Source organism: Neoroseomonas oryzicola, assembly GCF_012163135.1.
Classification (GTDB): domain Bacteria; phylum Pseudomonadota; class Alphaproteobacteria; order Acetobacterales; family Acetobacteraceae; genus Neoroseomonas; species Neoroseomonas oryzicola.
Map to the genome: position 1 here is coordinate 660749 of NZ_JAAVUP010000002.1, position 26242 is coordinate 686990.

The following is a 26242-nucleotide window of genomic DNA, read 5'->3' on the forward strand; positions in this document are numbered from 1 at the left end:
CGCGCCGTTCAGCGCCGCGCCACGGTCTCGACGACGATCGGGCGGACCACGACGCGCGTGCCGCTCGCCCGCGCGTTGCGCAACGCGGCGGCGAGGGCGGACATGTAGGCTTCCTGCGATTCCACCAGCGGGCGGGAATTGCCGAAGAGCGGCCGGTCGGAGGCGATCACCACCGCGAGGTCGGTGCCGAAGGGCTCGTCCACCTCCCAGCCGGTGAAGCTTCCGGTGGGTTCGCCAAGCCGAACCCGCGCGCTGGCCTGGTAGAGCGTCGAGGGCACCAGGTTCGCGACCTCGCCCGACTTCATGAAGTAGGCGAGGTAGAGATGCGCCGGCCAGTCGGGCATCTGCACGTCGAACTGCAGCAGCTCGCCCTTCTGGAGCGGCATGCGGCCCACGACCTGCACGGTCGGCGCCGCCCCTGCGGGGCCGAGCACCGGGCGGAACAGGTCGAGCGCGGCGCAATAGGGCCCGTCGAAGGAGGTCAGCGCGAGCTGCGCCGCATCGTCGGGCACGCCGCGCGAGGAGAGGTTCTGGCGGATCGCCGTCTCGTCTCCGCGGCGGACCACGCCGGCCAGCGACATGGTGCGGTCGGTGGCGGACCAGGCGATGAGCGAGCAGGGGGTCTGCGTCGCGAGCGCCTGCGCCGCCGCGCGCAGGTCGAGCCGCGCGGCGGCGACCTGCGGCTGTTGCTGTTGCTGCTGTTGCTGCTGACGCGCGGCGGCCTCGCGGGCCGCCTGGTCGCGAGCAGCCTGTTCACGCGCCGCCAGGTCACGAGCCGCCTGTTCACGTGCGGCCTGCTCGCGTGCGGCCTGTTCCCGCGCCGCGGCCTCGCGCGCCTGTGCCTCGGCGGCGGCGCGCTCGCGTGCGGCCTGGTCGCGGGCGGCGGCGTTGCGGGCGGCCTGTTCGCGCGCGGCGGCGTCACGGGCGGCCTGTTCGGCGGCGGCCTGGTCCCGCGCGGCCTGGGCCTGGCGGGCCTGGGCCTCGGTGGCGGCCTGGTCGCGGGCCGCGGCTTCGCGCGCCGCCTGTTCGCGGGCGGCCTGCTCGCGGGCGGCGATCTCGCGGGCCTGGGCGTCGCGTGCCGCCTGCTCGCGCGCCGCGGCCTCGCGCGCGGCGGCATCGCGCTGCGCCTGATCTGCGGCCGCCTGTGCGCGGGCCTGGGCGTCGCGCGCCGCGGCCTCCTGCTCGAGGCGCTGGCGCTCGAGCACGGCCGGGTCGGGACCGGCGCCGGGGCCGGCGAGGAAGAACCAGGCCGCGCCGGCGGCGGCGACCAGGGCGCCGGCCCCGCCGGCGATCAGCGCGACCGGCGGGCCCTTCTTCTCGCCGCTGGCGGCGGGTGCGGGCGTGGCTGGCCGGGACTGCGTGCCGGCAGAAGCGGTCGCGCCGGCCACGGGCCGCGCGGTGACCACCGTCGCATCCTCGTTCAGGCCAGGCAGGCCCGGCAGGCCGCCGCCCATCGCAGGCTCGGGCGCGTTGCCGCTGGCCGCGGCGCGGATCGCATCGGCGAATTCCGCGGCGGATCGAAAACGGTCGTCGGGCCGCTTCGCGAGCGCGCGCGAGATCACCCCGTCGAAGGCCCGCGGCGTGGTGACGGACAGGGTGGAGGGCGGCGGCGGCTCGGTGTGCAGGGCCTTGTGCATGACCGCCGAGAAGCCGCCCTCGAACGGCTTCTCCCCGGTCAGCAGCTGGTAGAGCATGACGCCCGAGGCCCAGATGTCGGCGCGCAGGTCGACCGGTTCGCCGCGGAACTGCTCGGGCGCCATGTAGGAGGGCGTGCCGATCAGCGTGCCCACCTGCGTCATCGAGGAGTTCTCGAGCCGGGCGATGCCGAAATCGGCGATCTTCACCTGGCCGTCCGGCGTGAGCATGATGTTGCCGGGCTTGATGTCCCGGTGCACCACGCCGCGCTGGTGCGAATAGTGCAGCCCGGCGCAGACCTCGCCCATGATCCGCACGATCTCGGGGACGGTGAAGCGCTCGTTCTTGTCGAGCCGGCCCTTGAGGCTGCCGCCCTCGACCAGCTCCATCACGATCCAGGCCTGGGTCGCGTTCTCGCCGTAGTCGTAGACGCCGACGATGTTGGGGTGGGACAGGCGGCCGGCGGCCTGCGCCTCGCGCCGGAAGCGGGCATGCGCCTCGACGGCTTCGGGGTCGCTTTCGTTCGGGCGGTTGACGACCTTGATGGCGACGCGGCGCTCGATGATGCGGTCCACCGCGTCGTAGACCGTGCCCATCGCGCCCGCGCCGAGCGTCCCGCGGACTTCGTACTTCTGGTTCAGCTCGGCTGGCAGCATGGGTCCTCGGGGTCTCCGGCGTCCCGCATCCGGTTCGGGGCGATGCTACAGCCTCGCCGCCGCGATGTCGTTACCACGGCGGAGAACATTTGCACGCATTGCGATTCCCCTCACCGCACGCGCCGGCGCGCCGCTGTTACAGGCGGGCCGGGCCGTTGGTCGGCGCCTGGGCGCTGCCGCCCGGCGTCCCGGTCCGCCGCCCGTCGCCGATCAGCACGAAGGGGGCCCAGTAGTAGGGGTGGGCGAAGGCGGCCGGGATGCTGCGTCCGGCTTCCTCGAGGATCAGCATCTGCGCCCCGCGCAGCGACGCGGCGGAACTCGCGCCCCCCTGCTGGCGGCGCAGCGTGTCGGCGACGGTCAGCGCCGCAGCGGCGTCGTCCACCGCCCAGTGGGTGACCATCAGCCCGCGGGCGCCGGCGTAGAAGAAGGCACGGGCAAGACCCGACAGCGCCTCGCCGCCGCCTTCGCCGCCCGGCCCGCCGGTGTTGCAGGCGGACAGGATCACGAGGTCGGCGTCCATCTTGATGTCGAGCACTTCGCTCGCCTTGAGGAAGGCGGGATCGGCCGAGGGCGCCCCACCCGGCGGGGAGGCGACGACCGAAGGCTCCGGCAGGCACGAAAGCTCGCCCGGCAGCAGCGCGTGGGTCGCGAGATGCACGACGCGATATTGGTCGAGCCGCTGGCGCCGCATGTTCGGGATGGTGAACTCCGCCCCGAGGATCGCCTTGTCCGGGGCCGCGCCCATCAGCTGGCGCGACGTCTGGACCTCCGCCCGCGTACCCGGCAGGCGGCCCAGGCCGGTGGCGAGCCGTGCATCGCGTCCGCAGCGGTCGGCGGGGAAGGAGCGCGCATATTGTGCGGCCGAGGGCGGGACGAAGTCGCCGAAGCCGATATAGGGCAGCGGCGCGGTCGACCCGGTGCCGGCGGCGCGCAGCGTCACCAGCGTCTGCGGGCTCGGCACATGGACGATGGCGAATTGCCGCACCAGCCAGGGCGCGCCGACCAGGTTCTCGGCCGGCGCGGGGCCGGCGAGCAGCATCCCGAAGGGCAGGGCGAGCAGCGGGCCGTCCGGCGCGACCACCAGCGTCTCGGTGCCCGCGAGCGAAGCCGCGAGCGGGCCCACCAGCAGGTTGTGCAGTTCCTGCGCCGCCTCGGTGTCGAAGCGGGGCACGCCGCCGGCGCCGATCTCGCTCGACCGCCGCACCCGGCTCACCAGCGCCGCCACGGCTTCCTCCCCGATCGGGATGCGCCGGGCGTCGACGCGGCCGTTGCGGACCGACATGACGAAGCCGTTGTTGGGGCCGAGCAGCATGGTCAGCATGCCTTCCTGCGGCCCGAGGGCGCGGAAGACGCTGTCGGCATCGACGGCGGCGAGCAGCAGCTGGCGATAGCCCGGCGCCGCCGCGGCCACCTGGCTCTCGGCCTCCGCGCGCCGCTGCTGGGCGGCGGCGATGCGCTGGTCGAGCGCGGCGTTGTTGGCGCCCGAGGCGTCGCGCTCGGCGAACAGGTCGCGCAGTTCGCGGTCGGCGTCCTGCAGGCCGCGCACCGCGCCCTGCACCGCCGGATTGCCTTCCGACACGCCAAGGCGCGCCGAGGCCTGCTGCACGTAGCGCGCAGTGCTTGAACGCTGGGCGAGCTGCGCGGCGCCGAACATCTCGGCCCGCAGCGCCGCGGCATTGCCCGGGCTGGCCGAGGCTTCCTGGTCCAGCGCGTCGAGGTAGGGGACGACGAGGGCGACCGGCAGGCCGATCTGGCGGGCGCGCAGGATGCCCGCGCCGGTGCGGAAGGCGGCCAGCGCCTCGGTCCGGCGGCCGGCGCGCAGGCGCTGCTGGCCGGCGAGGAACAGCGTCACGGCTTCCGGACGCTCGCCCGGGGCGGCGATGCCGAAGCGGCCCGCCGCGCGTTCGAGCAGCGTCGCCGCCGCCTCGGTGCGGCCGAGGCGGATATCGGCGCCGGCCTCGGTGCGCAGCGCGCGGCCGACCATCATGTTGGGCTCGAGCCCGGCGCGGCGCAGCACGGCGCGGCCCTCGGCCACCACCTCGGCGGCTTCCTGCGCGCGCCCGGCGCGGGACAGCGCCACGGCGCGGTTGCGCTTCGCTTCCGCCAGGCCAAGGATCGCCGATTGCTGGACCGGGTCGGCCAGCAGCTCGGCGGTGTCGTTCTCCTGCGACTGCGAGGCGGCGGGCGCCAGCGCGGCGTAGCGGGTCTCGGCTTCCTGGAGGAAGGTCGCCGCGCGCGCCGGGTCGCCGGCATTGAGCGCATGCAGGCCGCGATAGTGCAGCACGCGCGCCTGCATGGTCGGGTCGGCGGCGCGCGGGGCGAGGGTGCCGGCGCGGTCGAGCAGGACCTGCGCCTCGGACAGGCGCTTCTGGTTGGACAGGTTCACCGCGAGGGCGAGCATCGGCGCCGCGGTGTTGGGATTGTCGCGGCCCAGCACGCGTTCCTGCACCGACAGCGCGGCGCGGTAGGCGTCCTCGGCGGCGGCGAAGTTCTCGGTCTGGTTCAGGTCGCGGCCGAGGTTCATCAGCTGCTCGTAGCGGCCGACATCGGCGGCGCCGAAGGCGTCGGCCGACAGGCGCGCCACCGCGAGTTCGAGCGCGGCCGAACGCGACCCGCCCCCTGCCGCGGTGCCCGAACCGCCCGTGCGGCCGGTGGCGAGGCGCTCGATGACGGGCAGGGAGGTCGCGACGCCGTCGGCGACCACCGGCCCGGACGCCCCGGCAGTGACGATGGCGACGTGCGGCCAGCCGCCGGCCCGGCGCGTGCAGGCGAGCAGCCGCGCCGAGCCGCCGCCCGTCACGGTGGTGCGCGTCGGCGGGCCGCAGGCGACGCGCTGGTCGAGCCAGGACCGCCACAGCCCCGAGGTGGCGAGCGCGTCGAGATCCGCCTCGGTCGCGCTGCCCGAGAGTTCGAGCACGCGCGCGGCCGGCTGGGTCCAGCCGCCGCAGAACACCTCACGCGCACGCAGCACCGGACGGTCGGCGGCGATGGTGCGCCCGGGCTGCGCCTGGCAGGCCTCGTTGCGTGCGTCGGTGCCGACGGGCTCGCCGGCGGTGGCACTCATGGTGCGCGTCACATAGGCGTCGGGCGGCGGCTCGGAGCAGGCCGAGAGTCCGATGAGCAGGCAGGCGGCGAGCGGGACGCGCACGGGCTCAGTAGTCCTCTTCTGCGACGTTCGGGATCTGCACGTCCGGGTCGGTAATGCGGCTGCCGAAGAGGCGGATGTCCACCTGCTGCGGCGGGGCCTGCGGGATCGCCAGCACCTGCTGCGGCACGAAGCAGTTGATCGAGGAGATGACGCAGTCGTTGAAGGTGAAGCGCGCCAGGGCGTCGCCGGGCGCGGGGCGGGCGGAGTCGGTCAGCGCCGAGGCGTTGCCGCCCGAATACTGGTTGCCCTGGTAGTCGATCAGCGTGCCGCGCAGCGTCACCGTGCCGCCGGTGCCGAAGATGCCGACGCGCCCGGCAGTGTTGATGTCGCCCGTCGCGCTGCCGCCGTCGATCAGCAGGAAGATCGCGCTGCGGCCGGCATCGATGGTGAAGTTGAGCGTGCCGGCGGGATTGCCGGTGGGCACGCCGAAGTCGCCCGGCGCGTCGGTGCCCGGCTCGCGCACCTGGGTCGGCTGCTGGGAGGCCGGCAGGTTCGGGTTGTCCGGCTGGATGATGTCGAGCGGATCGATCGCCGGGACGGTGATGCGGGTGTCGAAGGCGACGCCCGGCAGGTCGGTGCCGAGCGGGCGGACCACGATGCGCCCGACCGTCTGGATGCTGGTCGGGCTGGCGAAGACCACCGCGTCGCCGATGATGTAGAGCCCGCGCTCGAGCGTCAGCGGGCCGCCGCTCTCGATGCCGAGCGTGACCGCGGTGAAGGTCGAATCCGTCACCGTCATGGACCCGCCCGCGAGGATGCGGATGGCGTCCGAGGCCGTCATCGTCGAGTTGACGATCGAGATGTTGTTCACCGCGGTGATGCGGATGACCTGCGGGTCGATGTTCGCCGAGGTGAAGTTGAACGACCCGCCGGACAGCGCGATCTCGTTCCCGCCGTCGAACTTGCCGCCGTTCACCGAGACGAGCCCGCCGGCGCCGAGGCGGATGTCGCGCGTGGCGAAGAGCGAGGCGCCGGAGAAGGAGGCGCCGCCGCCGACCGTCATCAGCATGTCCTGCCCGGCGGACAGGGACGCCGAGGTCACGGTGAGCGTGCCGGCATTGACCGTGAGGTCGGTCCCGGCCGCGGCCGAGGTGCCCGGCTGCACGAGGACCGTGCCGGTCGCATTCAGGCCGAGCGTCGTCGCGGCGGACAGCACCGGGGCACCGAGATTGAGGTCGCCGGCCGTCGCCGACAGCGCCAGGCTGCCGCCCGACGCGACCTGCCCGCCATTCACCACCACCGCCGCACCGGTGACGGAGACCGCCCCGCCGGTGCCGGAGGTGATCGTCGTGCCCGACAGGGTGGCCGTGCCGCCGGGGGCCGCGAGCGCGAAGCCCTGGCCGCCCGCATGGCTGCCGCCCGAGAGCGTCGCACCGGCCTGGCCGGTGATCGAGGTCGCCCCGGTCGCGTTCGTCACGGTGCCCGCCAGGGTCGCCGTGCCGGACGCCGCCAGCGTGATGTCGCCGCCCGAGGTGAGCGAGCCGTTGGTGGTGGAGACGGCCCCGCCGGTCGCGGTCATCGCGATCGCGGTGCCGGCGCGCAGCGTGGCGCCGGACATGGTCGCGGCCGTGCCGGTCATCGACAGCGTGCCGGCGGTGGCCGTGACGGTGGTGTTCAGCGTCTCGGCCGGGCCGGCCGCGGAAGCGATCGTCACGTCCTGCGCGGCGACATGCGTCCCGCCCGTGATCCGCGCCAGCGTCCGGCCCTGCACGGAGATGCTGTCCCCGGCCGTCAGCCCGCCCGCGGAGACGATCGCGGACCCGGTCGTGCCGGTCAGCGAGATGGTGCCCGAAGCGCCGACGGTCGTGGTGTCGATCGTCGCCGAGGTGCCCGAGAGCGTCACGTCGCCGCCATTCGCCGCGACGGCGGTGCCGATCACGTTCGCCGCGCCGCCCGAGGAGGTGAGCGAGACGCCGGTGCCGGCGGTATGCGTCCCGCCGCTGATCTGCGCCTGCGTCGCGCCCTGGAGCGTGATCGCGCCGGTGACGTCGGTGGTGCCGTTGGTGATCGTCGCCGCGCCGGCGGTCGCCGTCATCGCCAGGTCGCCCCCGGCGGTGATGGTGCTGGCGGAAACGAGGGCGCTGCCGCCGTTCATCGTGACATTGCCCGAGGCCCCGGCGGTCGAGGTGTCGATCGTCGTCGTCAGGCCGGCCAGCGCGATGTTGCCGCCATTGGCGGTCGCGTTGGTGAAATACAGGTAGGCGTCGCCGGCGGCGGCGGTGACGTTCACCCCCGCGCCCGCGGTATGGGTGCCGAGATAGAGCGCCGCGAAGGTGGCGCCGTCGACAGAGATGTTCCCGCCCGCGTTCGTCGTGCCGGCGTAGATGTAGGCCTGGCTCGTGCCGGCCAGGGTGACGTCAGTGCCGGCGCGGATGGTGCTCGAATCGATGATGGCGTAGGCGCCGGAAAGATCGACCGCGCCCGAAGTCGCCGTGACGTCCGCGCCGTTGTAGATGTAGGCATAGTTGCCCGGCCCGGTCAGCGTCACGTTACGGCCGGCCACGGCAACGCCGCCGGCGATATAGGCGCCGCCAGGGCTCTGCAGGATGATGTCCCGCCCGGCGCCAAGGTCGGCGGTGTCGACCAGCGTTTGGCCGGAGGTGCCGGTCAGCGCGATGTCGGTGCCTGCGCGGACGATGCCGCCCGTGATGCTCGCGGAGGTGCCGATGAGCGCCACCTCGCCGTTCGTCGCCGTCACGTTGGCGGTGCCGGTCAGGTTGGCGGCACCGCCGGTGGCGGTCAGGTCGACATTGCCGGTCGCGCGGTGCGTGCCGCCGCTGATCTGCGCCAGCGTGTCGGCCTGCAACTGGATGTCGCCGCCCGCCGTCAGGGCGCCGTTGGTTACCGTCGCCTGGCCGGCAGTCGCCGTCAGGGTGATGTCGGTGCCCGCGCCCACGGTGGCGCCACTGACGACGGCATTGCCGGTGGACGCCGTGAGGCCGACCAGGCCGCCCGCGTTGACCTGCCCGCCGCTGATCGTCGCCGCGGTGCCCGAGACGGTCACGTCGCCGCCGGTCGAACCAACCGTGGCGCTCAGGATGTCGGCCAGCCCGGCCGTCGCGTTAACCGCCACGCCGCCCGATGCGTTGTGCGTGCCGCCATTGATGCGCGCGCTGGTCTGGCCGAGGACCTGCAGCGTCCCGCCCGTGACCGTCGTGGTCCCGCCCGAGAGCAGGGTCGCCCCGTCGGAGGTCAGGGTGAAGCCGCCCGACCCCGCGGTCAGCGCCGCATTGGTGACCGTGAGGCCCCCTGCGCCGGCATCGAGTGTCGCCGTGTTGCCGCCGACCGTCCCGCCGGTGACCGAGACGACGCCGGTCGTGGCCAGCGAGAGCACGCCCGCCGCGCCCTGGGCCGCGACGTTGCTGCTGTCGAGCGTGATGTTGCCCGAGGCGAGGTTGGCCGTGATCGTCTGCGCCGTGACGTCGGCGCCGCCGGTTATCGCGAGCGAGGTGCCCGCGAGGGTGACGCTGCCGCCGGCCCCGGCGCCGCCGGTGACCGTGCCGCCGGTGATGGCGAGCTGGCCGCCGGAGGCAGTCAGGTTGACCGTCTCGGCCGAGGCGGTGCCGTTGATCGTCATCGCCGTCCCGGCATTCAGCGACAGGACGCTGGCCGGCCCGGTCGCCTCCGTCGTGCCGGTCGCCGCGACCGTCAGCGTGGTGCCCGCGTTGAGCGTCAGCGAGCCGACCGCCGAGGCGAGGCCGGTGACGAGCAGCCCGTTCTGCACCGTGAGCGAGGCGGCCCCGCCCGCGGAGAGGGACCGCAGCTCCGTGACCTGGTTGGTCGCCGGGCCGAGGTCGGCATTGACGCCGGCGACCACCTGCAGCGCGTTCGCCCTGATCTGCGTGCCGGACGCCGCCTGGGTGATGCTGCCCGTCGCCGAGAGGGTGACGACGCCCGCACCCGCGCCGGTCGCGATGATCTCGGTGACCGAGGCGCTGGTGCCGAGGTTCGGCCCGACCACGGTCGGCGCCGTGATGACGATGTCCGCCGCCGGCTGGGTGCCGGGAGCGACGGTGCTGAGCGTGATGTTGCCGGCGCTGGACTGGATGTCCTGCGCGACGGTCAGCGTGCCGGTCGCGCTCGCGACGATGTCCCCGGTGGCCGAGACGGTGCCGTTGATCGACAGCGTGCCGACGCCGTTGCCGGCGGCCGGGCCGGCCGTCAGGGCGATGCCGCCGCCTGCGGAGACCGCCGCGGTCGAGGCGATGGCGAGGCCCGTCCGCCCGGTCAGCGCGACGTCGCCGGCCACGCCGGTCGCCTGCGCGCCGCCATTGACCGTCAGGAAGCCGTCGGAGGTGACGGCGAGCGCGCCGCCGGCTGCCGAGGCGGTGACGCCGGTGGGCAGCACCAGGTCGCGGGCGCTGCGCAGGGCCGCACCGCCGCCGGCGCCGGTCAGCGCCGTGACGGTGTCGACCGCATTGGCCGCCGAGGTCAGCGAGACGCTGCGCGCAACGGCGCTGATGGTCGCGACGTTGAGGCCACCCGCGCCGGTCTGGGTGATGTCGCCGCCGGTGCTGCTCGCGGTCAGCTGCAGTGCGAGGGCGCGCGCGCCGCCGACGGCCGAGGAGGCATCGGCCGGCGCGTCGCGGAAGGAGACGTTGCCCTGGATCTGGATGGTGCCCGACCCGGTGTCGCCGAAACGCACGAGCGCCAGCGGATCGGTGGTCTGGCCGATCCGCCCGATCTCGGCGGTCGATAGGCCGAGGGTGCCCGCGACCTCGGTGCCGAGGCTGATGCCCCGGCCAGCGGTGACGCCGGAGATGTCGACGGTGCCGCTGGGCACGGTGATGCTGCCGCCGGCGGTGATCGCGAGGTCGTCGGCGCGGATGGTGATGGTCGATCCCGAAGCCGCGGACGCGACCGCGCCGCTCAGTGTCAGCAGCGGGCTGGCGGAGGCGAGGCTTATCGCCCCGCCCGCGCTGATGCCGGTCACCTCACCGATCAGGTTGCTGGCGCTGCCGACGGTCACGAAGGACCCGGCGGCGATGTTCAGGCGTTCGACCGTCAGCTGCGACGTCGTGGTCGCATAGGCGAACTGGTTGACGAAGCCGTTTGCGGCCGAGAGGTTCAGCGTGGTGCCGCCGGTCATGAGGCCGGCGAGCGCCGCGGTGTCGATGATGTAGATGCCCTCGCCGGTGTTCGTCGTCGTGACGTTGATGGTACCGGCGCGGAGATTGGCGAGCTCGCTCGCCTCCAGCGTCAGGTAAGGTGCGCCGATATCGACGATGCCGCCCAGCACGACGGGATTCGCGGCCGTCAGCGGCGCGATGTCGATCACGCCGGCCTGGCGGTTCGTCGCCCCCGGCCCGCGCGTATCGACCAGCGCGCCCAGCGTCATCTGGTCGGCGCGCAGCGTGACCGTCACGCCGGTCCGCGCCGGATCCCACCCGGCGAGCAGCGGCGAGTTCAGCGCCAGGGTGCCGTCGGTGGTCAGCGATACGTTGCCGCCGGCGACGATGCCGGCAGAGGCCGCCGCGCCGCCGGCATCCGCGCCTGCGACGATCGTGCCGAAGGTGTTGCCCGTCGCCGTGAGGGTGATGTCGCCGCCCGGGGCGGAGGCCGAGAACTGCGACGTCTCGATGGTGCCCGCCGTCTGCACGATGCTCGGCCCGCCCGCGGTGCCCGAGGCCGGGTCGAAATTGCCGCCCGTGCGCAGCAGGACGCGGTTCGCCGTGAGCGTGCCGCCCAGGCCGCCCGAGCCGAGAGTGATCCCCGCGCCCTGGAGCTCGATCGACGTGCCGGAGATGTTGGCGCCGACCGTCATCGCACCGCCGCCGGTCGCGCTGATCGTCCCGCCCGAGACGTTGGCGCCGATGCCCACGGTGCCCGTGGCGGCCAGCGTGACCGCTCCGCCGGCGCCGCCCGTGAGGGTGGCGGTGGTCGCGAGGTCGCCGCCGCTCTGCACCGCGATGGAACCGCCGGACAGCGCGGCATTGACCGTGACGTCGGAATCGCCGCGCAGGGCGACCGTGCCGGCCGCGCCGCCGGTGATCGTGCCGGCCACCGTCAGCGCGCGGTCGGTGAAGAGGCGGAAGTCCGTCCCGGCGCTGCTGGCGAGAACCGTGCCCACGGAATTCGTCGTCGCGCCGTTCAGCAGCACCGAGCCGCCGGGTGCGACCGCCGTGAGGCTGTCCGCCGCGAGCGATCCGCCGGCCTGCTGGACGATGCTGCCGAAGCGCGAGACGAGGGTCGCTGCCCCCGACGTCCCGCCCGCCGCCGTGCCGACCTGCACGGCGCCCGTGAGGTTCATGTCGAGGAAGGTGCGCAGCGTGAAGTCGCCCGCCACGAACACCGTGCCAACGGCACCGAGCTCATTCGCGACCACGGATGTCGTGGTGGGTGGCACGGCGCCGTTGGTCAGGGCCACCGAGCCCGCCGGCGCCGAGACCGAGAGCGTGTTCGTCGTGATAAGGTTGCTCGGCTGGGTGATATTGCCGCTCTGAGAATGGAGCGTGACGTTGCCCGCCGCCGTGTCGGTCACGACCCACGCGTTGAGCGCCAGATCGCCGCTGTTGCGGATGGTGATACCGTTGTTGGCGTTGAAGCTGCTGAGGACAGACTGCGTCAGGCTGTCGATGCGGTTCAGATCCGCCGCGAGCGTCGTGTTGGCCGAACCGCCGTCGAGCACGAGGGCCCCGGCCGGCAGGTTGACCTCGAGCGCCGCCGTGTCGATCGGCGAACCCGTCGCCTGGGTGATGCTGCCGGTATCCGCCTGCAGCACGACGCGCGTCGGTGCCGAGATGCCGCCCGAACCCGCCGGGCCGATCTGGAAGCCGTCCGCGTCGCGGAAGCTGAAGGTCCCGCCCGCGGAACCGGACAGCGACGCCACGTTGTGCGCGACGCCGCCGAGGTTGACGTTGCCCGCGGCGTTGGCGATCAGCGTGCCCGCCGTGATGACTCCGTTGGCCTGCAGGTAGGCCGGGTTCAGCACGTTGATGGAGACGATCGGGTTCAGCAGGACATCGTACGTGAGGATCGTCTCGAACCGCGCATACGTGCCGGAGGGGAGGATGCTAGCGCCGGCGGCGAGGTTCACGGTGCGGCCCGGCGCCGACACGTTCGCGCCGACGACGACGTCGCCGCCGCGGATGTCGAAGGTCGTGAACTTGGCGTTGGGCGTCAGCGCGCCGATGACGAAGGTGCGCGCGGTCTGACCTGGGGTGCCGATGCGCAGCGTCGCGTTCACCGTGCCGGCCGACAGCGGCAGGTTGTTGATGTAGGTGCCGCTGATCCACTGCGTCAGCGCGCCCGTCACGGGCGTCGCGGCGATGACGTAGGACGCGCCGGGGATCGCGACGATGTTGGTGTCGATCGTTGGGTCGCCGACCAGGATCTCGATGTTCGGGTTGTCGAAGCCGATCCCGAAGGTGCCGCCCGGGCCGAGGTCGATCTCGCCGCCACCGTTGATCAGGTTGTCGGTGATCAGCGTGACGCTGCCCACCTGGTTCGTGTCGAAGCGTACCAGCGGCGCGCCGGCCCCGATCGTGATGGAAGGCGCCTGCAGCGTGATGTCGTTGCTGACGATCCCGATCGGCCCCGTCGTCACCGTGTTGTCCGGCGTCAGGATGTTCGGCGCCGCGGCCGAGACGGTCGTCAGGCCGACATTGCTGCGGACGTTGATCCCGACATCCGCCGCGAGCGCCGCGGCGGCGAGGTTGCTGATGGTGTTGCCGGTGCCGCTGAGGTCGACGTCGCCCGCGGCGAGGATCCGCAGCGTGTTGGTCCCGACGCTGCCGCCCGCGCCCTGGACGATGGTGCCGCCCGGGCTCGTCGTCATGTCGAGCCGGGTGGTCAAGCCGGCATTGCCAAGGACGCCGTTGACGGTGACGCCGCCGCCCGCGCCGACGCTGATCGCCTCGGCGATGATGCTGCTGAAGTCGCCGACGGTCAGCCGGCCGCGGGTGACGATCGCGACGGTGCCGCCGGCGGCGCTGTTGAAGGCGCTGCCCTGGAACAGCAGGTCGCCGACATTGAGCAGGCGGAAGTCGCCGACCGTGCTCGCGACGATGCTGCCGATGGTGTTCCACAGCGCCGGATTGCCGGCATCGCCCGGGCCCAGCCCGGCCGTGGTGCCGATCCCGATGCCCGCGGTCAGGTTGACGCCGCCATTGGCGTTGAGGCTGAGGCTGTCGGCGACGATCCGCCCGCCGGTGGACTGGCCGATCGCGCCGGTGACGCCCGTGGCGGTGAGGCTGACGGACCCCCCGCTGGTCGCCGCGGCGCCGCGCGGGCGGATCAGCGCCGCCTGGGTGATGTCGGTGCCGGTCAGCGCGATCAAGCCGGCATTGGTGGTGGTCAGCGCGCCGTTGACGGCCAGCGTCCCGCCCTGGGCGTAGAGTTGCAGGGAATCCGTCGCCGACACCGCCCCCGAGACGGTGAGGCCGCCCGTCGTGGTGAAGGAGAAGGGACCGCCCGCCGAGGAGGCGAGCAGCGTCGGAATGCTGTTGTCGGTGCGCGAGAGGTCGACGCTGCCCGTCGCCGTCACGGCGAGCGCGCCGGAGGCCGTCGTCAGCACCCGCGCCGTCTGGCTGACATTGCCGGAGGCCGCGCCCGAGCCATTGGTGGTCAGCCGCAGCGTCGGCGTGACACCGCCCGAGACGGCGATCGGCGCGCCGATCGAGACGCTGCCCGCGGTGATGTCGACCAGGCCGCCGCGCGATTCCACCGCCCCGGTGATCGACAGCGCGCCGGACGTCGCGAGGGTGAAGGTGCCGCCGGCATAGACGCCGCGGTTGGCGTCGGTCAGCAGGGGGCCGTTGCCGCCTGGCGCCGTGATGCCGTTGACGATGGCGCCGATGGCGTTGCCGGATCCGGTCAGGCTGATGTTGCCGGTGCTGTTCGCGAGCAGGCTTGCCGCGGTCAACGTCCCGGCCCCGCCCTGCGTGATGCCGCCGCTGCCGGCCGAGAGGTTCGCGCTCGTCGCGGCGGAGACCGTGCCGGTCCCGAGGTCGAGAACGCCGGCGGCCGCCGTGGCCGCGAGCACCAGGCCGGCGCCGCTGGATGCGCCAAGGATGCTGAAAGTCGGCGCGCTCGAGGTGACGCTGACGTCGCCGGTCGCGCGCGCGTCGAGTGCGTCGATGACGTTGGCGCCGGACAGGGCGACGGAGGCCGCGCCGCTGTTGCTCGTCGCGCCGCGGATCACCAGCGTCGGCACGTCGAGGACGCCGCCGGCCGTGGAGATCGCCCCCGTCCCGTTCAGCGACAGCGTTCCGGCGATGGTCAGGTTGCTGCCGAAGGCGATGTCGCCCGCCGTCACCGCGGTCGCGTTCACCGTGGTCTGGCCGAGCCGCACGGTCGTCGCATCCGCGCCCGCGATCGCCGTCCGGCTGCCGGTGTCGAGGAAGAGGTTGGTCCCGTCCGTGCCGCCCCAGGCGATGGCGCGCCCGGCGGTCTGCGGCCCGATCTCGAGCAGGGCAAGGTTGTTGCCCGCCCCGGTCGCGTCGAAGGTGGCCCCGGTCAGGTCCATCCGGTCGGCGCGCAGTCGCACCGTGCCTTCGTCGGCGGTCCGCACCGCCCCGCCGATGGTCAGCGTCGCAGCGGAGGCGGCCCCGCCGCCGGTCTCGGTCGCGACCAGCGTCACATCGGTGCCCGTGGCGACCGCGCCGTTCGGCAGCGCGAGCCGCGGGGCGGTCAGCGCGACCGACCCGCCCTCGGCCAGCGTGACCGACATGGTCGGGTTGGCGGGGAAGTTGTCGGGCGCGCCGGTGGCCGCGAAGCCGGCCGAGGAGACCGCGAACGCGCCGGTCGTGCGTGCATCGAGCACGGCGATCTGGTTCGCCGCCTGGTCCAGCGCGGCGCTGCCGGCCGCGGTGGCATTGCCGTCGGTGCGATTGCGGATCCGCAGGATGCCGGTCGAATCCCGCGCCGTTACGATGGCGCCGGTCGCGTTCTGCGTGATTGCCCCGTCCGCGTTCAGCGTGACGCCGGCGGTCGAGGTGAGCGACGCATTCACGGCGATGGTGCCGGTGCCCGCCGTCCCGGCATTGGCGTTCTGGCGCGTGGACACCAGCGTCACGCCGCCGCCGCTCGACGCGCCCGCGATCTCGATGGCGCCGGCCGTGCCGCCGCTTTGCCCGTTCGCGAAGTCCCCCGACTGCACCGTGACGGTGCCGGGGGCGGAGAAGGTCAGCGCCAGGCTGCCATTGCCCGCCTGGGCGAGAGAGATATTGCCCGCCGCCGTCGTCGCACTCAGCGGCAGCGCGGTGCCGACGCCCGAGACCGAGGCGATGGTCCCCGCCGTCTGGTTGATGCCCGTACCGGCCGTCATGGTCATGGACGCCGCGCGCAGGTCGGCGCCGATGCTGATGGATCCGGCGGTCGCGGCCAGGCTCAGCGCGCCGCTCACGCTGACATTGGCACTGATGGTAATGCTGTCGCCCGCGGTCAGGCCCAGCCCGCCATTGGTCTTGTTGATGGCGGAATCGACGACGATGTTGTTGCCGGCATCGAGCGTGACGGTGCCGTTGAAGCCGGTGATCGCGCCGGGATCGACGCGCAGCCACTGGTTGTTGTTGCCGGTCGTCGCGGTGAAGTTCGCGGCCGGGTCGGTCGCGGTGTCCGTCACCGTGCTGCCGCCACCCGGCGGATTCACGTTGGAATTGCTGCTGACGATGATGTTCTGCGGGTCGAGCAGCAATTCGCCCGGCGTGCCCGACGGCGCCGCGAGGTCGATGAAGCCCGAGATCAGCAGCGATTGCTGGCCCGAGATCTCGACGAAGCCACCATTGCCACCCATGGCACCGCCGCGCGCGGACACGGTGCCGCGCATCTCGGTGCTGGTGGTGCTGTTGACGACGATCTCGCCGCCATTGCCGTTCTGCGTCGCGTCCGCGCGGATCACCGCGCCGCGCTCGACGGTCGTGCGCGCGGCCATGGTCTGGTTGCGGCCGCGCCCGGTGGTGCCGACCAGCACCTGCCCGCCGCCCGCCCCGCCCGAGGCGTCGATCCGCGCCGTGCCGGCGACCGTCACGCCGTCCGTCGCCTGCACCGCGACGCGCCCGCCGCGCTGCCCCGCACCGCCCGTCGCGTCGATGGTGCCGTCGACGCGCACTGACCCGCCCTGGGCGCGCAGCGCCACCTCGCCGGTCTGGTCGCCCACGGTCTGCACGTTGATCACGCCGGTCTGCCGGACCAGGTCCTCGACGAGGCCCGAGGCCGCGTGCGCGGTCAGCAGCACCGACCCGCCCGGCGCCTCGATCACGCCGGTATTCGTCACCAGCGCCTGGTTGCCGTCCGGGGCGGTGCGCACCGCCTGGGTGACGTCGATGTTGATCAGCCCGTCGCCGGCGAGGTCGAGGACGAAGGTCTCCGCCGCGCCGAGCGCGACACGCCCGAGCCGCGCGCGGATGACGCCGGAATTCGACACGCCCGGCGCGACCAGGGCGGCGAGGCCGCGGTCGGCGACGGTGATGGTGCCGTGGTTCTCGACCCGCGCGCCGGGCCGCGGCGCCTGGTCGAAGACCATGCGTCCGGCCATGAAGTTCTCATTGGTGATGCCGGCGGCCGAGGCGATCAGCGAGGCGACGTTGACCTGCGCGCCCTGGGCGAAGACGACGCCCGACTGGTTGACGATGGCGACGCCGCCATTGGCCTGCACGCGGCCCGCGATGACCGACGGGTCGGGCGTCATCACGCGGTTCAGCGTCCAGGACCCGGCATTGGGCTGGACGAACTGGACCGTGTGCTGGCTGCCGACGTTGAACTGCTGCCAGTCGATGGCGGCGCGGTTCGTGCCCTGCGTGATCGTCGTGCTGCCGGCGCCGCGCGTGATCGCCGCCTGGCCGGCGGTGACCTGCCCGCCGGTCGGGCCGGTGGTCGCGGATGGCAGCGTCTGCGCCGCGACCGGCCCGGCCGCGATCGGCAGCAGCGCGGTGGTCGCGAGCAGCCAGCCGCGATGCGGCGTGCGTCGGTGCGGCGCGCGCGCCGGGGCCGGAATGGGCTTCGAAACGGCCGCCGGCCGGCCCGTCTTCGCAACGCGTGCCATGGTTCAGAACCTCACAAGCGTCCGGAAGTATACCTGCGTTGCGCGCAGCGGTTCGGACAAATCGCCATCGGGTTGGGTGGTGATTCGCCGTGCGATCTCGAGGTCGACCTGCACGGCTTCCGAGATCACCGTGCGCACGCCACCACCCCAGGAGGAGAGCCGGCGGTCGCGGTCGGCGTCCAGGTTCTGGTACGCCCACCCCAGGTCGCGGAAGAGGTAGAACTGCGACGTCGCGCGATTGGTGCCGAGCGCGGGCTCGGCCGGCAGTTCGTAGCCGATGTCGAGCTGCAACTCGAGCGCGTAGCCGTAGCCGTAGTCACCCGTCACCTGGCCCGAATAGAAGCCGCGGCCCAGCCGGTTCCCGCCCAGGTAGTATTTCTCGGCGTTCGGCAGCACGTTGGTCGACCACTGGCCCGAGACATACGCCTGGAAGTTGAACATCGCCCCGTCCCAGGGCGCCCAGATCGGCTGGATGCGCTGGTACTCGCCGGTGAACTTGGTGAAGTCGAACTCGCTGCCGAGCCGGCTCGACAAGGCGTCGTTGTTCGAGGTGGTGTCCCACACGGCTACGCCCTGGTGGGCGCGCGCCGTGGCCTGGTTGGTCGCGGGCGGGGCGAACCACAGGAAGGTGTCGATCGCCTGGGCGTCGAAGCCGCCGCGCACGGCGCGGATGCGGTCGCGGCCGGACAGGGTGCGCCCGAAGCTGCTGCCCGAGCCGGTGTAGATGTTCGAGTTGAAGGCGTCGAACTGGCCGATGGCCCAGAGGTTCACGGGCCGCGAGCGGATGATCGGGTAGTTGGCGACGATGCCGGCCAGCGAGGTCTCGCCCTCGTAGCCGATCTCCTTGAGCTGGCCCGAGGGCAGGGTGTTGCCCATGCCGGCATAGATGCGGATGCGCAGGCCCGAGGAGCCGACGAAGACCTCCTCGCTGGCTTGCATGAACCACTGGGTGCCGCCCTCGGTGCCGTAGATCGAGGCCTCGGTCCGCTCGCCGAACTCGGTCATCGAGTTGACGCCGGCGACAAGCAGCGCCTCCCATGGGCCGGTCAGCTGGTAGGCGCGGTTGTCGACGTTGAAGTAGCCGCTGACCGCGCGGCGCGAGACCTGGGCGATCAGGCGCAGCGCGCCCGGTTCGCCCTGGATCGGCTGCAGCACGCCGCGGACCGTCACGCCGGGCACGTCCGAGGCGAGCAGCAGCGCGCGCTCCACGTCGCGGGTCGAGACCGGGCGGCTTTCCTTCACGCGCTCGAGGAAGCGCAGGACCTGGGTGCCGGCCGGGCCGATGTCGCCGTCGAGGCGGACCTCGGCGACATAGGCCTCGGTGACGGCGTAGCGGACCTCGTTGCGCCCGTCGGGCCCGGGGACCAGCGCGGCGGCGATCGAGACGAAGGGATAGCCGGCGCGGCGATAGGCGCCGAGCAGGGTCAGGCGCGTCTCCTCGATCCGCGCCAGGGTGATGGTGCGGTCCTCGATCGGCGCCAGGAGCCGGCGGATCTCGGAATCCGAGAGGATGGAGTTGCCCTGGACGGAGGCGGTGGAGATCCGGACCTCGCGCGTCTCGCCCGGGCCGCGCTGGGCCTGGGGCATGGGCGGCAGGGTGCGCGGGCTGACGGCGGGGGTGGGCGGCGGGGCCACGCGGTCGATCAGGTCCGACTGGGCCGGGGGCGGGCGGGGGATGTTGACCGGCGCCTGCGCCAGGACGGCGCCGGATGCCAGCAGGACGGAGATGCCGGTCGCCGCGGCCGGCAACACGCCGCGCCGACGTGCGCGGTGCGCGGGAAAGCTGGTGGCCTTGATGGTCATCCCTGGGGTCGCCGAGCCCGATCAATCCGATTCTGCGACGACCATAGCTGCATACAGATGCAATTGAACCGCTGGATCACGTTTGCGTTTCCAAAAATTAAACGCCGTCACCCGAAGGCAACGCGTTTGCATCGCCGCGGACAATGGCATTCGGAGGAATGCACGCGTGGGTTGAGGGCGGCGCTTCCGTCACCCGAAGCGACCGATGGAAAAATCGGGCGCGACCGCCTCACGCCCCAGCACCGCATCGGCCGTCATCCGCCCCGCCACCGGCCCGAGCGTGAAGCCCGAGGAGGTCACGGCGGCGTAAAGGCCGGGGCAGCCCGGCGCCTCGCCCAGGATCGGCGCCCGGTCGACATGGACGTTGAGCCCTGTCCAGGCCCGCAGCACCGAAAGCCCCGCGACCGCCGGCACGACATGCCCGGCGATCCAGAGGTTCCCCTCGATGCTGTCGCGCCGGTTGCGTGTCGTTCCGCTCACGGGATCGTGAATACCCGGCCAGCCGCCGCCGATCAACAGGTGGCCCTGTGGCCCCTGCTTGAAGGAGAGGTGCCGCCCGGCATGGGCGACCAGGTGCGGCACCAGCGGCGCGGTCGGCTCGGTGGCGATGACCTGCTGGACCAGGCCCCCGACCGGCAGCCGCACCCCGGCGAGTGCGGCGATCCGCCCCGACCACGGCCCGGCCGCAACGACGACGCGCCCGGCGCGGATGGTCCCGGCCTCGGTGGCGGCGGCGTAGCCGCTGCCGTCCCGGTCGATGCCGGTCACCTCGATGCCGCCGGCGATCCGTGCCCCGGCCTTGCGCGCGAGGCCGAGCAGCGCCGCGGTGCCGCGCAGCGGGTCGATCTGGCCCTCGTCCGGGCAGAAGGCGGCGCCGAGGAAGCGCGGCGCCAGGTAGGGCGCGATGTCGCGCAGCTCGTTGGCGCCGATGACGTGGTTCTCGATGCCCGCGCTCCGCTCGGCGGCGGTCTTGCCGCGCAGCCAGGCCATCTCCTCCTCGGTCTCGGCGAGCATCAGCCCGCCCTCGGTGCGGATGCCGCAGCTCTCCCCGGCGTCGCGCGCGATCTCCCGCCAGAGCGCGATGGAGCGCGGCCCGAGCGGCAGCGTCGCCATGGCCGGCCCGGCGGTGCCGAGCGCCTCCGCCTTGTCCCCGAAATCATAGGACAGCAGCTGGACGTGCAGGCTGCCGGCATTGGCCGTGGTCGCCGCGAGGCCGGTTTCCGAGCGGTCGGCCACCAGCACGTCCACCCCCTCCCGCGCCAGGTAGAGCGCGGTCGAGAGGCCGACCACCCCGCCGCCGATGACCAGCACGTCGCAGGCGCGGTTCTCGGGCGCCAGGGCCGCGGCGGGGCTGCGCCAGCGGATCGGCGTCGGGGCCTCGATGGCAGGCGTCTCGTAGCCCTCGGGCACCTCGCGCATCAGCGCGGCGGCGGGGATGGGCTTGATCGGCGCGCGGGGGGCGGCGAAGGCGGCCTCGTCCGCCGGGGCGCCGACAAGGCGCGCGACGGTTGCGCCGCACATCCGGCCCTGGCAGCGGCCCATCCCGGCGCGGGTCTGCTTCTTCAGCGTGGCGAGGCTCCGCGCGCCGCCGTCCATGGCCTCGCGCAGCGCGCCGGCGGTGACCTCCTCGCAGCGGCAGACGATGGTGGCGTCGGCGATCGCCGCGGGGTCGAAGGGCGGGGCGGCGAAGATGCGCCAGAGCGCGCGCTGGAAGGCGAGGGCGCGGGCAAGGTCCTGCCGTGCCACGGCGTCCTCGGGTGCGGAGAAGCCGAGGTCGCGCGCCGCCGCGAGGCCCGCGAGCCGCCCGCGCGCCAGCGCGACGCGCGACCCGCCGATCGCCGCCCCGTCGCCCACCGCGAAGACCTCCGCGATGCTGGTGCGCCCGTCCTCTTCGGCCACGGTCTCGAGCCTCCCGATCTCGGCCCCAGGCCCCTCGGTCGCGAAGCGCTGCGCGCAGCCGAGGGCGCGGGCAAGGCCGGTCTCCGGCTGGAAGCCCATGTTCAGCGCGGCGACGCCGGCCTCGATGCGACGTTCACCCCCAGGCGTCGCGATGCGCAGCGCGGCGAAGCGGTCCGTGCCCTCGCAGGCTGCGATGCTGCTGCCCCAGAGCACCGGCACCCCCGCGCGCCGCAGCATCGCGAGGTAGCGCAGGCCATCCCAGGCGAGGTCCGGCGAGGACCGGGCCAGCGTCAGCATGTCCCGCCAGGCGCCGAGCCCGGGCTTCGGCGCGGCCTCGACCACCGCTGCGACCTCCACGCCGCCGGCGATCAGTTCGCAGGCGAGCTGCAGGTTGAGCGGCCCGCTGCCCGCGATCACGACGCGCCCGGCCGGGCTGACGCGCTGGGCGCGGGCGAGGGTCTGCAGCGCGCCAGTCGTCATCACGCCGGGCAGGGTCCAGCCGGGCACCGGGACGGGGCGTTCATGCGCGCCGGGGGCGAGCACCAGCCGCTTCGGGCGAAAGGTGACGGCGCCGTCGTCCAGCAGCGCGGCGATCTCATCCGGCGCGAAGCCGCCCCAGACCGTCGCGCCCTGGTGGATCGCGACACCGGCCGCGCGCGCCTCGGCGAGGAGCGCCGCGCCCTTGCGGAACTGGGCGTCGGGCGCGGCGTTGGCGTGGCTCTTCGCCAGCGGCTTCAGGTATTGCCCGCCGGCCTCGCCGCGTTCGTCCAGCACCACGACATCCGCGCCCGCCCGGGCGGCGGCGATGGCGGCCGAGAGGCCCGCCGGCCCGGCGCCGACCACCAGAACGTCGCAGGCGCGATCGGCGATCTGCGCGGGCGGCGTCGCGAGCGGCGCCGGCTCGCGCGGCGGTGCGCCTTCCACGCGCATGCCGGCTTCCGCCTTCACCAGGCAGGCGCGCTGGCCCGACTTCCCGTCGACGGTGACGATGCAGTCCCAGCACGCCCCCATGCCGCACCAGAGGCCGCGCGGCGCCTTGTCCTTCGCCGTCTCGCGGAAGGCGAGGATGCCGGCGGCCGACAGCGCGGCGGCGATGGTCTCGCCCGGCAGCGCCTCGATCTCCCGCCCTTCGAAGGTGAAGCGGATGGGCGCGGCCGCGCGCGCGATGGTCGGGGAGGTGAGGCGCATGCCCTTGCCGTGCCGGAGAAAACGGTTTCCGATCATCGCATGCGCGCCTCGCGCGTCCATCCCCGGAGGCCCCGATGTCCCGCGAGCCCTTCCGCGGCACCTATACGGTGCTCGTCACCCCCTTCACGCCGGACGGATCGGCCGTCGACCACAAGGCGCTGGAACGCCTGGTCGAATACCAGGTCACCGAAGGCGTGCGCGGCCTGATCCCGCTGGGTTCCACCGGCGAGTTCCTGAGCGTGTCGCGCGAGGAACGCACCGCCATCACCGAGACCGTCATCCGCGCCGCCAAGGGCCGCGTGCCGGTCATCATGGGCACGGGGGCCGAGGACACGCGCGAGGTGGTGGCCCTGTCGAAGGAGGCCGAGGCGCTCGGCGCCGACGGCGTGATGATCATCCCGCCCTTCTATTCGGTCCCGACGCTCGAGGAGCTGATCCACCACTACGACACCGTGGCCAGGGCGATCGGCATCCCGATCATGGTCTACAACAACCCGGCGACGTCCAACGTGGACATGACGCCGGCCATGCTCGCCGAGATCAGCCGCATTCCGAACTGCCGCTACGTGAAGGAGAGCACGCTGGAGGCGACACGGGTGCGCGACATCATCGCGCTCTGCGGCGACCGGATGGAGGTCTTCGCCGGCGTGCTCGGCTACGAGAGTGCCTGGCTGGGCGCCATCGGCTGGGTCGCGGTGTGCAGCAACGTGGCACCGCGCCTGTCGTCCGAGATGTTCGACGCGGCGGCCTTCGAGGCGAACCGCGACAAGGCGCTGCCGCTCTATCGGAAGCTGGCGCCGCTGCTGCCCTGGGTGGGCGGGCCGCGCTACGTCTCGGGCACCAAGGCGGCGTTCCGCCTGATGGGCATGGACATGGGCCCGCCGCGCCCGCCGCGGCTGCCCCTGCCGGGCAAGGACCTGCCGGCGCTGGCACAGGTCCTGCAAGGCATCGGATTGACGCACGTCGCCGCCCAGGCGGCCGAATAAGGGGGTATCGATCGATGGACCGTCGCCATTTCCTCGCGGCCGGCAGCGCGCTGCTGGCGGCCCCGTCGCTGGCGCGCGCCCAGGCGCCCGCCTGCGCGCCGCAGGTGCCGAATTCCGAGCTGGTGAAGGCCGGCACGCTGACCATGTCGGTCAACCCGACGCTGCCGCCGATGCAGTTCGTCGACCAGCAGGGCCAGCTGCGCGGCATGCGCGTCGACCTCGGCAACGAGATCGCGCGCAGGCTGTGCCTGCAGGCCGAGAATGTCCGCGTCGAATTCGCCGCCATGATCCCGGGCCTCGCCGCGCGGCGGTGGGACATGATCAACACCGGCATGTTCTACACCGAGGAACGCCAGCGCCTGATGTACCTGGTCCGCTACGAGCAGCAGGCGATCAGCGTCTCGGTCCCGCGCGGCAACCCGCGCAACATCCGCCGGCTCGAGGACCTCGCGGGCCTGCGCGTCGGCGTCGAGCAGGGCGGCTTCGAGTTCCGCCGCACCACGGACATGGCGAACGACCTGCGGGCGCGGGGTCTCGCGCCGCTGCAGGTCCGCGCCTTCGACAATTTCGCCGTCTCCTTCCAGGCGCTCCGCGCGGGACAGCTCGACGCGGCCATCTCGATCGACAGCACGGCCAAGGAATACGACGACCGCGGGGAATTCACGCGCGCCATCTCGGGCCTCTACGGCACGCCGATCAATTTCGGCTTCCGCTCCAAGCCGCTGGCCGAGGCCGTGGCGCGCACCCTGACCGCGATGAAGGCGGACGGGTCCTTCCAGGCGCTGCTCGATCGCTTCGGCGTCACGGCCTATGACGGGCCGTTCGAGGTGGTCGGGCCGGCCTGAGCACCCACCATGCAGGTCTGGCGCTGGGACGGCTTCTTCGACTCGCTGCTCAACACCTACCTGCTGGAAGGGGCGTTGATCTCGGTGGGGCTGACGGCGGGCTCGCTCGTCTTCGGCCTCGCCATCGGCATCCTGCTCGCGCTGCTGCGGCTGTCGGAGAACCGGTGGCTCTCGGGCTTCGCGGCCTTCTATTGCTGGTTCTTCCGCGGCACGCCCCTGCTGGTGCAACTGCTGATCATCTACACCGGCCTGCCGCTGATCGGGCTGCGCTTCGACGTTTGGGAAGCCGCGCTGATCGGCATCTCCCTGAACGAGGGCGCCTACCTGTCCGAGATCGTGCGCGCCGGCATCATGTCGGTGCCGAAGGGGCAGCGGGAGGCAGCCCTCGCGCTCGGCCTCCGGCGGCCCCAGGTGTTCCGGTTGGTGACCTGGCCGCAGGCCTTTCGCGTGATGATCCCGCCGCTCGGCAATTCGGTGAACGGGCTGCTCAAGACCACCTCGATCGCGAGCGTGATCAGCGTGGACGAGCTGCTGCGGCGGACGCAGCTGCTGATCCAGGAACGCTTCCTCGTTCTCGAACTCTTCACCGTCGCCGCGCTCTACTACCTGTTGATGACGACGCTCTGGAGCCTGGTGCAGATGCGCCTCGAAGCCCGCTACGGCCGCGGCTACGGCACGGAGGCGACGGAGCGTCGGTGACAGGCGCGGGCCTGCGCGCTATCGCTGCGACACGCCCATGAGCGCCACCAAGGCCGATTTCATCCCGCCCATGCCCACGCCCGCGGCGCGCGAGCCGACCGGGCTTGCCGGGCTGATGCGCGCGCGGCGGGACGTGCTGTCGATCTTCCCGGCCGACGCCTATCGCCGGCAGGTGTTCTCCACGCGCCTGCCGGGGCGGCTGATCCTCATCGCCAATGCGCCGGAAGTTGTGCGCGAGGTCTTCGTCACCAAGCACGAGACCTACCAGCGCAAGTCCCGCTTCCTCGAGGACGCGCTGCGCCCGGTCGTCGGCAATTCCTGCTTCATCGCCTGGGGCGAGGAATGGGCCGAGCGGCGGGAGGCGGTCTCGCCGCCGATCCATCCCTCGGGCCTCGCGCAGTTCCATCCCTGCTTCGTGCGGGCGGCGGAGGAGACGGCGGAGGATTTCGCCCGCGCGGACGGTCCGGTCGACGTCGCCGCCGCCTTCGCCGCGGGCATCAGCCGGGTGTTGCTGCTGGCCGTCTTCGGCCCGGACGCGCGGCGCGAGGAGGCGCGGATCATCGCCGAGACCTTCACCGCCTACCAGGACGCGGCGGAGGTGGTGGACCTGTTCGGCCTGATGGGCCTGCCGGACGTGCTCGGTTGGCTCACGCGCCGGCGGGCGGGACGGCTGGCCGTCGCGCTGCGCGGGCGCGTCGCCCGCCTGATCGAGGCCGCCGGGCCGGAGGGCGGCACGCCGCTGCTCGCCGCGTTGCGCGACGCACGGCGCCCGGACGGGTCGCGCGTGCTGACTGGGGAACGGCTGCTGGACGAGGTGGTGATGTTCCTCCTCGCCGGCGCGGAGGGGGCCGCGATCACCCTGACCTGGACGGCGATGCTCGCCGCGCTGCACCCCGAGACGGCGGACCGGATGGCGGCCGAACTGCCGGATGCGGCGCCGGCCTATGCAGAGCTGCCGAACTTCGCCTTCACCCGCGCGGTGATCCAGGAGGCGATGCGGCTCTATCCGCCCGTCGCCGTCTTCGCCCGCCAGGCGGTGAAGCCCGACCGCATCCGCCGCTGGGAACTGGACGAGGGCGACATCGTCCTCGCCGTGCCCTGGCTGCTGCACCGGCACGAGGCGCTGTGGGAGGCGCCGAACGCCTTCCGCCCCGACCGCTTCCTCGGCGACGCCGCGCGCCAGCGGCCGCGCTTTGCCTACCTGCCCTTCGGCATCGGGCCGCGCATCTGCGCCGGGGCCGCCTTCGGCATGGCGGAGGTGTCGGTCTTCGCCGCCATCCTGTTCCGCCGCTTCCGCTTCGCCCTCGCGCCCGGCTTCGTGCCGCGGCCGAATTGCCGGCTGGCGCTGCGGCCCAAGGGCGGGATGCGGCTGGTCGTCACGCCGCGCTGACGCTGGACGC

9 protein-coding genes are annotated in these 26242 nt (G+C 73.2%); 4 read left to right on the forward strand and 5 right to left on the reverse strand.

Features of this window, described 5'->3' with window-relative positions; all coding sequences use genetic code 11:
- Positions 1-8: 8 nt before the first annotated feature.
- The 5 genes from GWK15_RS09710 to GWK15_RS09730 form a co-directional block, all read right to left on the reverse strand.
- Complete coding sequence (locus tag GWK15_RS09710; RefSeq protein WP_168041081.1) at positions 9-2291, reverse strand: serine/threonine-protein kinase; 2283 nt, start codon at positions 2289-2291, stop codon at positions 9-11.
- A gap of 136 nt (positions 2292-2427) precedes the next feature.
- Entirely contained in the window at positions 2428-5439 is a 3012-nt protein-coding gene (locus tag GWK15_RS09715) for a CHAT domain-containing protein (RefSeq protein WP_168041082.1), read from the reverse strand.
- 4 nt (positions 5440-5443) lie between these two features.
- Complete coding sequence (locus GWK15_RS09720; RefSeq protein WP_168041083.1) at positions 5444-17422, reverse strand: two-partner secretion domain-containing protein; 11979 nt, start codon at positions 17420-17422, stop codon at positions 5444-5446.
- A 3-nt stretch (positions 17423-17425) separates the two neighbouring features.
- Complete coding sequence (locus GWK15_RS09725) at positions 17426-19225, reverse strand: ShlB/FhaC/HecB family hemolysin secretion/activation protein (protein WP_168041084.1); 1800 nt, start codon at positions 19223-19225, stop codon at positions 17426-17428.
- A gap of 189 nt (positions 19226-19414) precedes the next feature.
- On the reverse strand, positions 19415-22312 hold the full coding sequence (locus GWK15_RS09730; RefSeq protein ID WP_168041085.1) for an FAD-dependent oxidoreductase: 2898 nt from the start codon (positions 22310-22312) through the stop codon (positions 19415-19417).
- Between the two features lie 74 nt (positions 22313-22386).
- Between GWK15_RS09730 and GWK15_RS09735 the strand changes: the two genes are divergently transcribed.
- The 4 genes from GWK15_RS09735 to GWK15_RS09750 are packed head-to-tail and all read left to right on the forward strand — an operon-like array spanning position 22387 to position 26232.
- On the forward strand, positions 22387-23298 hold the full coding sequence (locus tag GWK15_RS09735; protein WP_168041086.1) for a dihydrodipicolinate synthase family protein: 912 nt from the start codon (positions 22387-22389) through the stop codon (positions 23296-23298).
- Between the two features lie 14 nt (positions 23299-23312).
- Entirely contained in the window at positions 23313-24143 is an 831-nt protein-coding gene (locus GWK15_RS09740) for an ABC transporter substrate-binding protein (RefSeq protein WP_168041087.1), read from the forward strand.
- Positions 24144-24152: 9 nt separating this feature from the next.
- Complete coding sequence (locus GWK15_RS09745) at positions 24153-24842, forward strand: amino acid ABC transporter permease (RefSeq protein ID WP_168041088.1); 690 nt, start codon at positions 24153-24155, stop codon at positions 24840-24842.
- Between the two features lie 37 nt (positions 24843-24879).
- A complete protein-coding gene (locus GWK15_RS09750; RefSeq protein ID WP_168041089.1) occupies positions 24880-26232 on the forward strand; it encodes a cytochrome P450 in 1353 nt (450 codons plus the stop codon).
- Positions 26233-26242 lie beyond the last annotated feature (10 nt).